At 70.5% G+C, this 12,643-nt stretch carries 12 protein-coding genes; 9 read left to right on the top strand and 3 right to left on the bottom strand.

The features are described from left to right. Positions 1–36: 36 nt before the first annotated feature. Positions 37–1,638 carry a serine protease gene (locus tag ACFU74_RS20170; RefSeq protein WP_380758515.1) on the top strand — a complete coding sequence of 534 codons (1,602 nt, stop codon included), beginning with the start codon at positions 37–39 and terminating at the stop codon, positions 1,636–1,638. Between the two features lie 7 nt (positions 1,639–1,645). Here ACFU74_RS20170 and ACFU74_RS20165 read toward each other — a convergent pair whose 3' ends face one another. Continuing rightward, positions 1,646–2,458 carry an arylamine N-acetyltransferase gene (locus ACFU74_RS20165; protein WP_380758513.1) on the bottom strand — a complete coding sequence of 271 codons (813 nt, stop codon included), beginning with the start codon at positions 2,456–2,458 and terminating at the stop codon, positions 1,646–1,648. A 280-nt stretch (positions 2,459–2,738) separates the two neighbouring features. On the opposite strand from ACFU74_RS20165, the gene ACFU74_RS20160 reads away from it, so the two are divergent. The 6 genes from ACFU74_RS20160 to ACFU74_RS20135 all read left to right on the top strand — a co-directional run bounded on the left by ACFU74_RS20160 (position 2,739) and on the right by ACFU74_RS20135 (position 8,048). Then, positions 2,739–3,227 carry a hypothetical protein gene (locus ACFU74_RS20160; RefSeq protein WP_380758511.1) on the top strand — a complete coding sequence of 163 codons (489 nt, stop codon included), beginning with the start codon at positions 2,739–2,741 and terminating at the stop codon, positions 3,225–3,227. Beyond that, positions 3,214–4,038, top strand: coding sequence for a class F sortase (locus ACFU74_RS20155; protein ID WP_380758509.1), 825 nt, complete (start codon positions 3,214–3,216; stop codon positions 4,036–4,038). The genes ACFU74_RS20160 and ACFU74_RS20155 overlap by 14 nt, the downstream gene beginning before the upstream one ends. Positions 4,039–4,155: 117 nt before the next feature. Continuing rightward, positions 4,156–5,028 (top strand): hypothetical protein, encoded by an 873-nt coding sequence (locus ACFU74_RS20150; protein WP_380758507.1) that lies wholly within the window; start codon positions 4,156–4,158, stop codon positions 5,026–5,028. Next, the gene (gene cseB / locus ACFU74_RS20145) at positions 5,025–5,795 is read left to right on the top strand and encodes a two-component system response regulator CseB (protein WP_380758505.1); all 771 of its coding nucleotides are present in this window, start codon (positions 5,025–5,027) and stop codon (positions 5,793–5,795) included. Before ACFU74_RS20150 ends, cseB begins: the two co-directional genes overlap by 4 nt. After that, positions 5,792–7,012 (top strand): sensor histidine kinase, encoded by a 1,221-nt coding sequence (locus tag ACFU74_RS20140; protein ID WP_380758502.1) that lies wholly within the window; start codon positions 5,792–5,794, stop codon positions 7,010–7,012. The genes cseB and ACFU74_RS20140 overlap by 4 nt, the downstream gene beginning before the upstream one ends. Positions 7,013–7,148: 136 nt before the next feature. Then, positions 7,149–8,048 carry a hypothetical protein gene (locus ACFU74_RS20135; RefSeq protein WP_380758500.1) on the top strand — a complete coding sequence of 300 codons (900 nt, stop codon included), beginning with the start codon at positions 7,149–7,151 and terminating at the stop codon, positions 8,046–8,048. Positions 8,049–8,064: 16 nt separating this feature from the next. On the opposite strand, the gene ACFU74_RS20130 is transcribed toward ACFU74_RS20135, so the two are convergent. Both ACFU74_RS20130 and ACFU74_RS20125 read right to left on the bottom strand, forming a co-directional pair. Beyond that, the gene (locus ACFU74_RS20130; RefSeq protein ID WP_380758565.1) at positions 8,065–8,922 is read right to left on the bottom strand and encodes a TIR domain-containing protein; all 858 of its coding nucleotides are present in this window, start codon (positions 8,920–8,922) and stop codon (positions 8,065–8,067) included. A gap of 43 nt (positions 8,923–8,965) precedes the next feature. Beyond that, positions 8,966–9,553, bottom strand: a complete 588-nt coding sequence (locus tag ACFU74_RS20125) for a hypothetical protein (protein ID WP_380758498.1) — start codon at positions 9,551–9,553, stop codon at positions 8,966–8,968. Between the two features lie 324 nt (positions 9,554–9,877). Here ACFU74_RS20125 and ACFU74_RS20120 point away from each other — a divergent pair, with 324 nt between their 5' ends. Both ACFU74_RS20120 and ACFU74_RS20115 read left to right on the top strand, forming a co-directional pair. After that, the gene (locus tag ACFU74_RS20120; RefSeq protein WP_380758563.1) at positions 9,878–11,266 is read left to right on the top strand and encodes a CBS domain-containing protein; all 1,389 of its coding nucleotides are present in this window, start codon (positions 9,878–9,880) and stop codon (positions 11,264–11,266) included. Between the two features lie 266 nt (positions 11,267–11,532). Further along, positions 11,533–12,609, top strand: a complete 1,077-nt coding sequence (locus ACFU74_RS20115; RefSeq protein WP_380758495.1) for a hypothetical protein — start codon at positions 11,533–11,535, stop codon at positions 12,607–12,609. The last annotated feature ends 34 nt before the right edge of the window (positions 12,610–12,643 follow it).

Raw genomic sequence — 12,643 nt, 5'->3', positions numbered from 1 at the left:
ACAGGAACCCCGGGGGCCGTGCGGGCAGGTCAGGGCATGAGCACTACTCCTGTACCCCGCCGGAACGTTCTCCGGGCCCTGGCCGTCTCCGTCGCACTGGTCGGCGGTGCGACGCCCGGCTGGGGCGGCACGGCCTCCGCCGCGGAGGCCGAGACGTACACCCTCACCATCCGGCACATCGACCGCGCCGGCCAGGTGCCGCAGAAGTACCGCACCTCCGTCACCGGGATCTCCGGCGCCGGCGCGAACGCGCGCGAGGCGGTCGAGCGGGAGGACGCCACCGGCGTCAGCACCGTGCGGCTGCCCAAGGGCCGGTACCTGCTGGAGAGCGACCTCTACACCGCCAGGTGGCAGGACGGCGACGACTGGATCGTCCAGCCCCGCCTCGACCTCGACCGCGACACCACCGTCACCGTCGACGCCCGGACCACGGTCCCGGTCGACGTGCGGCCGACCGACGGCTCCGCGCGCCTGCTGAACAGCGGGATGTTCGTCGAGGTCACGCACGAGGGGACCACCAGGAGCGCCAGCATCGTCAAGGCGACGCCGACCCTGCGCGTCGCGCACCTGGGACCGGAGGCCGAGCCGGGGTCGGTGCGGCAGTGGTTCGACGCGTACTGGATGGGCGACACCGCCGGCTACGCGCTCGGCCAGACCTTCTCCGGCACCCGCGTGCTGACCGGGCTCACCCACCACTACACCGTGCAGGAGCTGGCCGCCCTGCAGATCCGCGGCGGCGCCCGGCCGGGCGCCGAGGGCAGCAGGGTGCCGTACGACCTGTCGCCGACCCCCGGACAGGGCGTCGGGCCGACCGTCGGCGCCCCGCTCGTCATGACGGTCCCCGGCGCCGTCACCTTCTACGTCACGCCCGGGCGCGGCACCTGGGACGTCACCTTCGGGGCCCCCGGAACCCCCGGCGGGCGGACGAACTTCTACTCCGCCGACCGCATCGCCGTCCGGGCCGGGACCGTGACCACGCAGACCTTCGACAACCCGCTCTTCGGCCCGGCGCTCACCGACCGCCACGGCGTCGAGCGCGCCGGCGACACGATCACGACGAACCTCCCGCTGCTCGCCGACGGCGACGGCCACGTGCCGTCGGCGCCGTCCTTCGACACCGCGTACACCTCGCTCCACCGCGACGGCGTGCTGGTCGGCACCCGCTCCGGCGCGGACAGCGCGGCCGGGCGCGCCGAGTTCACCGTGCCCCCGGGGCCGGCCTCGTACCGGCTGGCCGCCACGGTGACCCGCAAGGCGGCGAGCGGGGCGACCAGCCGGGTGAACGCCTCCTGGACGTTCGCCTCGGCCACCACCGGCGGATCGGACCCGGTGCCGGTGCCGGTGAGCGTCGTGCGGTTCTCGCCCGAGCTGAGCGCGGCCGGCACCGCGCCGGCCGGAACCCCGGTCCGGGTGCCGGTGACCGTGCAGGGAGCCGCCGCCGACGGCCGCGTCCGCGCGCTGACGGTCTCGGCGTCCACCGACGGCGGTGCCTCCTGGACCCGCCTGCCGGTGGAGGACGGCGCCGTCACGGTCCGGAACCCGGCGGCGGGCGCCGGCGTCTCGCTGCGCGCGGAGCTGACCGACGCGGACGGCAACACCCTCGACCAGACCGTCTTCGACGCCTACCGCACCGAGTGACCGCCGCTCAGCGGTGGGCGCGGACGCCGGGTGGCGGGACGATGCCGAACTCCGCCTCCAGCACCTCCCGGATGCCGCGCTCGCCGTCGAGCTCCTCGACCGTCACCGTGCCGTCCTGCGCGGTGCGGGTGAGCCTGGTGCCGTCGAGGGAGAGGTGGCCGTCGGGGAGGGTCCGCTGCACGAAGAGGCGGCGGAAGCGCGAGCGCGGGTGGGTGGCCACGTACCAGTTGGCGATGCCGATGTCGGGCGCGGGCGCCGGGTCGCGGGTGAACGACACCAGCTCCCGCCACCCGTCGTCCGACCGGATCTGGAGCACCCACACCGGCACCGGGCCGTCCGCCTCCTCCAGGACCAGCCGGTGCCGCCGGCCCCGGGCCTCCCGGGCCAGGCCGGGGACCATCGGCAGCGGTTCCAGCAGCGCGTCGACCGACCCGAACCCGACGTCGGCCAGCTGACGCGTCCCGCCCGCCCCGGGCACCCGCACGGACAGCACCAGATGGGTGCGCGGCCGCACCTCCCCGGGGCGGGCGCCGGCCCGCACCCGTCCGGTGTGCCGGGCGACGTCGTAGCCCAACTGCTCCAGCACGGCGGCGAACAGCGTGTTCTGCTCGAAGCAGTACCCGCCGCGCGCGCCCGTGACGATCTTGGCCTCCAGATCGGCCACGTCCAGCGACGGCACCGTGCCCGCCATCACGTCGATGTTCTCGAACGGGACCGCCAGCACGTGCGCGTGCTGCAACCCCCGGAGCGTGGCCACCGTGGCCGCCCGCTCACCGTCCCACCCGATCCGCGCGAAGTACTCGTCGAGGTCGACGCCCATGCCTCCACCGTACGGACCGAGCGCCCCCGGGACCTCCGGCCGCGGTTCGGCCCGTGCTGGGCCCGGCGGCCTAGGACCAGGGGAGTGACACAGGGGAGTGACGCAGGGGAGCGGCACGGGGAGCGGAGCCGGGGAGCACCCCGGCCGCCGGCCGTTACGCAGCCGATGAGCCGCTGTGACACGACCGGCCGGGGACCGCGACACGGGCTTTCTACCGTCGGTCTCGACGCACCGGCCGCACCGGCCGGACCCCGCGTCACCGAACGAATGGAGAGTTCGCATGGCCACGCGTACGACCAGGAACCGCGCCGTTCTGCGGCTGTCGGCCGTCTGCGCCCTCACCGGCGCCGCGCTGCTGACCGCCGTCACGGGCGGGCAGGCCTGGGCCGACGGCGGCTCCGGTGCCGCCACCCCCACCGCTGCGGTCACCCCCGCGCCCGCGCCCGCCACCCCGACCGCGACCTTGGCTCCGAGCCAGGCCCCGGCGAAGCCGACGGTCTCCCCGCTGCCGAAGGACGCCACCCGCCCCCTCACCCCCGTGCCGTCGCTCACCCGCGACGTCACCGGCAAGGAGGCCCAGCCGGTCGCCCCGTCCGACGCCAAGCCGCAGGTCCGTGAGGTGCCCAAGGGCGCCGCCCAGGCCGGCGACGGGTCCACCGCGGGCGACTCGTCGGGCTTCAAGCTGGCCGCCGGCGGTGCGGTCGCCGCCGTCGGCGCCGGTGCGCTCGGCTTCGCCGTGCTGCGCCGCCGCTCCGGTGCGCGCGGCTGACGACGGCCACCGGGGCGGGCGTCGCCACGGGCACCGTGCCCGGCGCGCCCGGCACGGCGGGCCGCGGCCGGGCGGGCTGAACCGGAGCGTCTTCGGGGCGGCCGGGCTGCTCTGCCTGGTGCTCGGCACGACCGTGGCGCTCTCGGACCAGCGGGAGCCCCCGGTGGTCCGGGTGGAGACCTCGGCCCGTCAGGGCGCGGGGGCCGCAACGGCGGCGGGAGGCGCGGGGGACACCACGCCTGCCGCCACCGGCAGCGCCACCGGTGGGGGAGCCGTCGGGGGAGCCGTCGGGGGAACCGCTGCGCCGCGCCCGTTCGCGGCCTCGCCGCCGACCCGCCTGCTGGTGCCGGCGGCCGGCGTCGACGCCCCGGTGACCGGCCTCGGGCTGAACGCCGACGGCACCGTCGAGGTGCCGGCCGCCGACCGGGCCGACGAGGTCGGCTGGTACCGCAACGGCCCGACGCCGGGTGAGACCGGACCCGCCGTCCTGATCGGTCACTACGACACGGCGCGCGGCCCGGCGGTCTTCCGGGGACTGCCGAAGCTGCGGCCGGGTGACCTGATCCAGGTGCGGCGGGAGGACGGCGGCACGGTGGACTTCCGGGTCCGCGAGCTGGTCCAGGCCGCCAAGGACGAGTTCCCCACCGACACCGTGTACGGCGACACGGCGGCGCCCGAGCTGCGGCTGATCACCTGCGGCGGCCGGATCGGGGCGGACGGGCACTGGACGGACAACATCATCGTCCTGGCGGACCTGGCCGGTCCTTCCGGTCCTTCCGGTCCCGCCGGCCCGGCCGCCTCCGCCGGCTGACCGGGCTGCGGCTACTCTGCCGGACGGCACCCGCCGGGGAACCGACGGGTGCCGTCCGGACGACCTACCACCGGATACGAACGAGCACATCGCCGCAGACCAGGAGGCCACCGGAGGATGAGCACCACCGCCACCCGCCGCACCCCGGGCCGTCCGGCCGCCGTCCTCCTGGCCCTGCTCGCCGCCGCGCCCCTCGCCCTCGCGGCCGGCTGCGCCGTCCCCGGCGAGCTGCGCGACCACGGCACGGCCGCGCCCGTCACACCCTCGCCCGCCAGCATTCCGCTCTGGCCGGGCCAGGCCACCGCCCCGCCGCCCGATCCCGTGGCGGCCCGCACCCCGGAGCCGTCGCCGCAGCCGGTCCCGGACCTGGCCGTCACCGGGCAGGACGTCGCCGCCGTCGACGTCCGCACCCTGCTGACCAAGGACCCCGGCGTGAGCCAGGAGGAGCGGCGGGCCCTCGAACCCTGCGCGGGCTGCGAGGTCCGCGACGCCGAGTACCGCGACCTCACCGGCGACGGCCGGCCCGAGCTGCTGGTCGTGGTCGGCCTCGCCGACATCGACGTGCTGCACGTCTACACCGCGTCCGGCGACCGGCTGCTGCCCGTCCTGAGGGTGCAGCTGCTGAAACGGTTCGGCGCCGAGACGATCGGCACCGAGCTGTGGCTGTACGAGTCCCCCACCAGCTGGTCCCGCACCAGCCGCCTCTACCAGTGGGACGGCGCCCGGCTCGTCCTGACCGACCAGAAGGTCCAGGGCATCGGGCCGACCACGGAGCCCGAGCCGACGCCGTCCGTCGCCGAGAAGCCGATCGGTGCCACCCGCCCGCCCGGGACCGACGGCGGCGTCGGCGCGTCGCCCGTCCCGCTGCCCGCCGTGCCCACCCTCCGCCGGCCCGTCGCCCCCGCCCCGGCCGTGCCCAAGGAGTCGCAGCCGGTCCGCCCGTTGATGCCCACCGCGACGCCGTTCGTCCGCCCGGAGGCCACGCCATGAACCACACGGCACCCAGCCACCCCCGCATCCTCATCGTCGAGGACGACGAGGTGATCCGGGAGGCGACCCGGATGGCCCTGGAACGCTACGGCTTCCCGGTCTCCACGGCCGCCGACGGGCTGGAGGGGCTGGAGATGTTCCACGCCGTGCGGCCCGACCTGGTACTGCTCGACGTCATGCTCCCGCTGCTCGACGGGGTCGGGCTCTGCCGGCGGATCCGGGAGGAGAGCCAGCTGCCGATCCTGATGATGTCGGCGCGCACCGACCCGGTCGACGTGGTGTCGGGGCTGGAGGCGGGCGCGGACGACTACGTCGTCAAGCCGTTCGAGAGCGCGGTGCTGGTGGCCCGGATCCGCACCGTGCTGCGCCGCATCCGCGTCGTCCCGGCCGCCGCGCCCGCTCCCGACCCGGTGCCCGCGCCCGACCCCGCGCCCGACCCCGCGCCCGCGCCCGACCCGGTGCCCGAACCCCGCACACCCGTCCGCAGCTTCGACGGCCTGGAGGTGGACACCGACTCCATGGAGGTCCGGGTGCGGGGCCGGCTCGTCCCGCTCACCCCCACCGAACTGCGCCTCCTCCTGGAGTTCACCGCCGCGCCCGGCATCGTGCTGGAGCGCGCCGTCCTGCTGGAACGGGTCTGGGACTACGAGTGGGGCGCCGACACCCGGGTGGTCGACGTCCACGTGCAGCGGCTGCGCGCCAAGATCGGCGGCGGGCGGATCGAGACCGTCCGCGGCTTCGGCTACAAGCTGCGGCGCTCCGAATGACGCTGCGCCGCCAGATCGCCACCGCCGTCGCCGCCATCTCCGTCCTGGTCGCGGTGGCGGTCGGGCTGCTCGTCCACCAGGCGATGGTCCGCCAGCACGTCGACCAGGCGCGCGACTCCGCGCTCACCGCGCTGGACGCGGCGCTCGGCGCCTACCAGCGCAACGAGGACGTCGCGACCGGCGGCCGCCGCGCCGCGCTGAACGACCCGGCGCTGCCCGAGCGGCTGCGCGTCCTCGCGGCCGGGGGACGGCGCGGGTCGCTGCTCGCCGAGGGGCCCGAGGGCGAGTCGATGTGGGCGGCGGGCGCCGTCCACGGCGGGGTGCTCTCCGTCCGGCTCGATTTCGCCCAGGACCGGCAGTCGATCGCCGACCTGGACCGGATCATCCTGATCACCGTCACCGCCTCGGTCTTCACCACCGTGCTGGTCGGGGTGCTGGTCGCGGACCGGATCAGCCGGCGGCTGCGGACGGCTGCGACGGCGGCCCGCGGCATCGCCTCCGGGCGCACCGACACCCGGATCGGCGAACTCGTCGACGGCCGGGACGAGGTCGCCGACCTCGCGGCGGCGGTCGACCTGATGTCCCGGGAGCTGCACCGGCGGCTGGAGGACGAGCAGCGGTTCACCGCCGACGTCGCCCATGAGCTGCGCACCCCGCTGACCGGGCTGGTCACCGCCGCCGAACTGCTGCCCCCGGGCCGGCCCACCCAGCTGGTGCAGAACCGGGTGCAGGCGCTGCGCGCGCTGGTCGAGGACCTCCTGGAGGTCTCCCGATTGGACGCCGACGCCGAGCTGCCCGACCTCTCGGCGGTGCCGCTGGAACGGGCGGTGCGGCGCACGGTCACGCTCACCGGCCTGGACGTGGCCGTCGAGGTGGCGGCCGACGCCTCCGTCCGCACCGACCTGCGCCGGCTGGACCGCATCCTCGGCAACCTCCTCCTCAACGCCGACCGCCACGGCGGCGGCAGCATCCACCTGCGCGTCGACGGCCACCGGATCACCGTCCGCGACCACGGTCCCGGCTTCCCCGAGGAACTCCTGCGCGACGGCCCCCAGCGCTTCCGCACCAGCGTCCGCGAACGCGGCAGGGGCCACGGCCTCGGCCTCACCATCGCCCAGGGCCACACCCGCGTCATCGGCGCCACCCTCACCTTCACCAACCACCCCGCCGGCGGCGCCCTCGCCACCCTCACCCTCCCACCCGCCCCCGAGCACTGATGACCTCGACAGCTCCGGGAGCACAAGCGGTCCCAGTACGCCGTCGAACGTGTTTGGATGAAACTTTATTGATCAGAAGTGATCAATTGCGAGCAAAGGGAGAGTGGCTTGATTCTAGCGATCTTACGATAGGAAGATGACTATCGCTGTTGAAGATCCAGAGGGGCCGGAAGAATCATTTGACCCCGAGATGTCTGAAGAAGACCCCGTCTCTCGGATCGTCAAGGTAACCCCTGAAATTGCCGAATCCTTCCTGTCCAGGGCTTCGGTCAATCGACGCCTGGACAAGGGGCAGGTACGAGCATTGGCGGAGGCTATCCTTCGCGGTGAATGGAAGTTAACTCACCAGGGGATCGCCTTCGACAAGGCTGGCGCACTTCTTGACGGCCAGCACCGACTTCGGGCAATTATTGAGGCTAACGCCCCCGCGCGGATGTTTGTTTTCGACGGGCTGCCGACGGAAGTTTTCCCGGTTATCGATACGGGAAAGCGTCGGAGTGCAGCGGACGCGCTTTCATCAACCGGCGAGAAGTATCTTTCTCTGTTTGCCTCAACCATTCGTCATGTGATTCTCTTTAAGACGATGCCGAACGAACCCTGGACCGGTGTCCGCGCCCGGGTGTCGAACGACCAGATCCTGGCTGAATACTATGCAGACAAGGATGGATATAGGGATGCGGTGACTGTTGGTCGCGAGCTGGCAAAGCACCTCTTTGCGAGCCAGACGGCGGCAGCTGTCGGGTACTTTGTGACAACTGAGGTGGCCCCTGCCGCCGACACCGAGGAATGGGTATCGGGTCTCAAGTCAGGTGCGAGCCTGGATCCCGGCGACGCGCGACTCGCTTTGCGAGAAGTTCCGAAGGAAGCACAGAAGCGGGCGGCAAGGCGCAGGCTGGACATGCGGGATCAGGTGGCAATCTATATCAAGGCATGGAACGCCTGGGTGGAGCCGGAGAAGGTGGGGGATTTGGTTCTTCGACGTTTAAGGAAGAATGAGAAGATGCCGGCGCCGTTCAAGGTTTCGTTCGAACGCTAGGAATATGCTGGGGGGATCAAGGGAGGTTGCTACGGGCGATCACCTCCCCGGATTCCCCCAGCACGACTACCTCCCGAGCCAGGGACTTGGCGATCCTCTCGACGAAGTCGCGGGAAAGTTTCCGCTCTGAATCACTTAAACTGTGTGCGACGATGACGACGCTTTCGTCCACCCACGAGGAGCGGACGGCCTCCCAGCCGATTTTTGTGAACGAGGATGAAATAAACCGCTCCTCGCTGATTCGGCGAATTTCCCGAGATGGCCGCCTGGAGGCCCCTTCCGCCCGGAGCGCGTATCTCTCGATCTCTGTCATGCGGTGATCGAGTTGGCGGGCGATGAGGAGGATCTCCTCCGTCATGTCAGCCTCTGATCGCTCCAATTCGCCTGAGCGGCCGTCCCTGGACGGTAGGGTGTTGATGCTCCTCATTTTTTCCTCGAATTCTGGCCAACATCTCAGAAAAGCGCGCTCCAGCCTTTCGCGCGGAATTTTGTCACCCGAGGCGTCATTGATGTCGAAAAGAAGCTTCTGAACATCGGCTTTACTGTCCCCGATGACAGCTTGGAACTGGCTGAGGGGGCTGATCAGGTCAGCGACTTTCATATCGATGAGAAATGGAACAACGCTGCCCCCGTCAACTTGCTTGGAAAGAGCTCCGGCCTCGAAGTTCACCCAGGTAGAGGACTGGTTCTCCGGAGTCGTACAGATGATTCCGAAATTTGTTTCAGAAAGCTCGTCTGTAATCTCCCGGACCCCTCTGCTTCCTGCAGAAATATCCAGACTTGAGAGCCATGGGTCGATGTTCTGGAGGACGTCCGGCAGCCATGACCATAGAGCCTCCGCCGTTTTCTTTGACCGCTCTCCGGACCAGCTCAGAAATACCTTGATTTTAGTTTCCCTTCAATGAGTCATGGCTGGCCTACCGTGCCGCCATGAGTAAGATCGCCTGTTCTTCCTTGAGTGAACTGTACGACTCTCGAATATACGAAAGGAGCGAGCTTCCGGGATGGCGAATCAGAGTCGATTTGCCTCGATCGGCGCCTTCCCAGTCAGCCAGTAGTGCGTCGTAGGTCGCTGCATGTGCACAAAAGTCCAGGATCACCTGCGGCATTTCTCCGCCGATGATCAGGTCTCCCCGGGCGGTGATGATTTCACGCATCTTGTCGGCCGTTGGGGCGAAGACCGATTCAACCCAGATCTTCCAGCGCACCGCTTCCGGCGTGGGATGCGGGTTACCGTCCAGGCCCCTGCTATCGGGCGAGATGTATTTTCTGCGGTACTCGCTCCATGCTTTTTCGTTAGTCTCGGCGAGAATTAGGAGCGGCCCGTAGAGATACTTCAGCTGACTGCTTACCCATTCAATCCGAGCCCTTTTTAGGGATCTGCTCAATTCCCCATGATGGTTTATCCAATAAGCCATGGCAGCAATCGCTACACTGGAGCATGCCGTTACCACTGCTACGATCATCGAAATCTCCCGGCCGCCGCTATAGCCGTATTGAAGCATGATTCATGAGTATCCTGCCACCCGGCCCCCCAAGGGGCGATGGGTGACTGAAAAAGGTCTTGCGAAAAATACAGCTAATAATATATTTCGAAATTGTGGTGATCGCGTCAAAGGTTGCAGCGCGCCCGGCGTGGCCTTGGCTCGCGGTGGTGAGGCCGTCATCGTCCGGGCGCGCACCCGTTCCGCTCGCGGAATCTCCTGGATCGGCGCCGATCCCGTACGCCATGATGGGCCGCGTCGTCCGGCACCGAGGGGTGCGGCGGCTGCACGGCCGGGGGCCGCGTGGCCGAGGATGCGGGCAGGGGAGAACAAGGGGTGGGGCAGATGGGGCGGGAGTCGTATTCCTTCGAGGGCCGGCGGGTCACGGTCGGTGACCTCGTCGCGGCCGGACACATCGAGCCGGGGGCGCGGCTCACCTTCCAGCGTCCGCGCAAGGACGAGACGCACCACGCCGTCGTCGAGGAGGGCGGGAAGCTGAGGCTGACGGACGGTCAGCTCTTCCGGTCCCCCTCGACGGCGGCGATCGCGGCCGTCGGCCGGGGGTCGTTCGACGGTTGGACGGCTTGGACGCTCGACGACGGCCGGACGCTGGACACCGTGCGCCAGGAGTTCCTGGACGAGATCGCCAAGGAGACGGCGGAACCGCTCGACGGCGCGGAGGACGTCACGGCCACCGAACGCCACGAGCGGCTCAAGCAGGCCCGCGAGCACGCGGACAACGGGCGGCCCATGTCGGTGACCGTCCGGGAACTCGTCGGCTGGTGGAACGCGCAGCGGCGCGGCTACCTGGTCACCAGCCAGATCGACGCGGAGCTGGCCAACCACGGCCTCGTCACCGAGCCGAGCTTCGACAAGGTGCACTTCGACTCCGTCGTGCACCTGGTCGGCCTGGCCCACGAGGAGGACGACACGGCGGACGCGGAGGTCCCGCCGGCCGCCCCGGCGCTCGGGGCGGCGCCGGTGAGCGTCCCGCTCGACGACGACGATGACGACGAGCCCGAGGCGGGGCTGACCGTGGGCAACCTGCTGCCGGCCGTCCCGGCGATCCTGAGCGTGCTTCCCGACGCCACCTACCAGGAGGCCATCACCAAGATGGCCATCAACGACTACTCGCAGCTCCCGGTGATCAGCGGGCGGAACCTGCGGGGTGCGGTGACCTGGGAGTCGATCGCCCGGGCCCGGAACGCCAATCCGGAGGCGACCTTCTCCGACGCCATCGTCTCCGCACACGCGGTCTCCTACGATCACGATCTGATCGATGTGCTGCCCGATCTGGTCAAGTTCCAGTTCGTACTCGTCCGGGACCAGAAGCAGGCGATCGTCGGCATCGTGACGGCCAGCGATGTCGCCACGGCCTACGGCTCGCTGGCGAGCCCGTTCCTCCTCGTCGGCGAGCTGGACCAGCGCTTGCGGAAGATCATCGCCACCGGCTTCGAACTGTCCTACGTCCAGCAGCTCTGCGCCGGGAGCGGGCAGGGGACCATCGCCTCGTTCGACAGCCTGTCGATGGGCCACTACCAGCAGGTGCTGGGCAACCCGGCCGCGTGGAGCCAGTTGGGATGGCCGTTGGACCGGAAGGTGTTCGGCGAGAGGCTGGACGAGATCCGGAAGATCCGCAACGACCTGCTGCACTTCAATCCGGACCCGCTGCCCGAGAACGCCATAGAGAAGATCCGCAACATGATCAACCTCCTGCGCGAGTACGCGTCCTGACGGTCCCCGCGACACGGGCCCCGACCGCTCGGCGGTCGGGGCCCGTTGCCGTCCGCGCGGGGGGCGGAGTGGCACACCGGGGGGTCGGAAAGAAATTCTTGGTTGGTGTGCAACCACTCCGCCCCGTCGCATGTCTGACTGTCTGCAAGGTGCGGGAGCGCCTTGAGTGCACGGGCTCCGGGAGGGGTTTACGGGCCGGTGTGATCTCCATGCGAATCATCATGTGCTGACACCTGACGGTGCAGCAGACCAGGGGGGAAGTTCCTGTGCGAACCATTGTTTCCGGCCGTCCTCGCAGCGTGCGCGGCACGGCCGCCCGGACCGGCGCCGCCGCCGTCCTCGCGACCGTCCTGGCGGGCGGTACCGTCCTGCTGTCGGCGCCCGCCGCCTCCGCGAGCGACTCGGTGCGCTCGGCGAAGCTCAGGGTCAACGCCCCGGCCGCGGTCGGAGGCGCCGGGCAGCCGGTCGAGTTCACCGAGACCATCACCAACACCGGTTCCAGGGCGACCTCCTTCGGCCTCGCCCTGAGCACCACCAGTGACCTGGGCACGCCGGCATACGGGATCGCCATGGAGGTTCGTGACCGGAAGACCGGTAAGTGGAGGCCCATTCCGCTGGACAGCGGTGTCCACGACGGCAAGGTGATCCACTCGGCCTACCTGCCCGTGGACGTGAACATTCCGGCGCGCGGCAGCGTGACGGTCCAGTTGCGGATCGGCGCTCCGATGGGTCGGCCGCACAACGGTGCGAGCAACGGCTGGACCCAGTCGATCGACCTGCGGTCCGCCGTGGCCGCCCCCGGTTCGTGGGTGCGGATGGACGAGGTGACCAAGACGATCAAGGTTCAGAGCATTGCGCCCTCGCTGTCCCGCGTCCCGTCCACCGCGGTCGCGGGTGGCGCGCCGATCGAGTTCGACGCCGTGCTGAAGAACCCCACGCCCTCGAACTACGTCAACCTCGCCAATGCCCTGTTCGTCGACCCGCACGCCACCGTCCAGGTCCGCAGGCCGAACGGCACCTGGACCACGCTGAAGAAGGTCTCCGACGGCATTCCCGGCGACTTGCCCGGGGTCTACCTGCAGGGCCGGGACTCCAGCCTCCGCGCCAACTCGACGACCACCGTCCGGGTCCGGGTGTCGTACGACGCCTCCACCCCGCTCGGGCCGACGGCGATCGGGCGGTGCGTCTTCGTCAACGAGCCCCCGACCAGGCCGTTCCGGGGGACGACGAACTGCGTCAAGGGTGCCACCGTGCAGATCGTCGCGCCGGGCAGCAAGGGCAGCAAGGGCACCAAGAACAGCAAGGGGCAGCCGCCCGCGAAGGCGGCGCCCGTCGGCAAGTAGGGGCCCGACAGCGGCACCAGGGGCGGCTCCGGCG

Origin of the sequence: Kitasatospora sp. NPDC057500, from assembly GCF_042802195.1 — a bacterium.
In the GTDB taxonomy this organism is placed as follows: Bacteria; Actinomycetota; Actinomycetes; order Streptomycetales; family Streptomycetaceae; genus Kitasatospora.
This window is presented reverse-complemented; position numbering and strand designations above follow the sequence as displayed.